General features: G+C 62.2%; 1 protein-coding gene. It reads left to right on the top strand.

Features of this window, described 5'->3' with window-relative positions:
- On the top strand, positions 1-1088 hold a 1088-nt coding region (locus ACP7AP_RS24165), incomplete at its 5' end, for an IS30 family transposase (protein ID WP_426038468.1).
- Between the last annotated feature and the right edge of the window lie 8 nt (positions 1089-1096).

Here is a 1096-nt window from a genome sequence, read left to right as displayed (position 1 = left end):
AGACACTGAGTGAGATCGGGCGTGCATTGGGCAAGCACGCGGCATCGGTGTTTGGCGTTGTCGCAGCGAAGGGTGGTTTTGCGCCGATGCCCCGGTCGCGCAAATCCGGGTCTCTCAGCCTGATTGAGCGGGAGGAGATCTCGCGCGGTCTTATTGCAGGGCGCTCCTTCAGGCAGCTTGGCCACGATCTGGGGCGAGCAGTTTCCACGATCAGCCGCGAAGTTGCCAGGAACGGCGGGCGCCGGGCCTATCGCGCCGCCCGGGCTGACGAAAGGGCGTCGGAGCGCGCCCGCCGGCCCAAGCCCTGCCAGTTGGCATTCAACCCAGCCCTGTGCAAACTGGTTGCCGGAAAGCTGTCGGGCCAATGGTCGCCACAGCAGATCGCTGGGTGGCTGAAGGCCCGGTATCCCGGAGACCCATTCATGAGCGTATCGCATGAGACGATCTACAAAAGCCTGTTCATTCAGGCACGTGGAGTGCTCAAGAAAGAGTTGCTGGCCCATCTGCGTAGCCGCAGGATCATGCGACGGGGCCGGACAGCGACAACTGCGGGACAGACGCGGGGCCAGATCATAGATGCCGTATCGATCCGGGACAGACCGGCCGAGATCGAGGATCGTGCCATCCCGGGCCACTGGGAAGGCGACCTGATGAGTGGTGCCAGAAATAGCCACATCGCCACGCTCGTCGAACGCAGCTCGCGCTTTGTGATGCTGGTCAAGGTTGGCGGCAAGGACAGCGACAGCGTCGTCAGCGCCTTGATCGCACGGGTGCAGCACCTGCCGCAGGGCGTGATGGCCTCGCTGACCTGGGACCGGGGCACGGAACTGGCCTATCATCGGAAGTTCACCGTCGCGACGGATGTCAGCGTTTATTTCTGCGATCCGAAAAGCCCTTGGCAGCGCGGCAGCAACGAAAACACCAATGGTTTGCTGCGCCAATACTTCCCGAACGGCACGGACCTATCCGTCTACACCCAATATGACCTTGATCAGGTTGCCCTGCGGCTCAACACAAGGCCGCGGAAAACGCTTGGCTTTCAGACGCCCGCTGATACCTTTGATCGAGCCGTTGCGCTGACCGGTTGAACCCACCG

Source organism: Cypionkella sp. TWP1-2-1b2 (assembly GCF_049896245.1).
Lineage (GTDB): Bacteria > Pseudomonadota > Alphaproteobacteria > Rhodobacterales > Rhodobacteraceae > Cypionkella.
The sequence above is the reverse complement of the archived record's forward strand: the minus strand, read 5'-3'. Positions and strand labels throughout refer to the sequence as shown.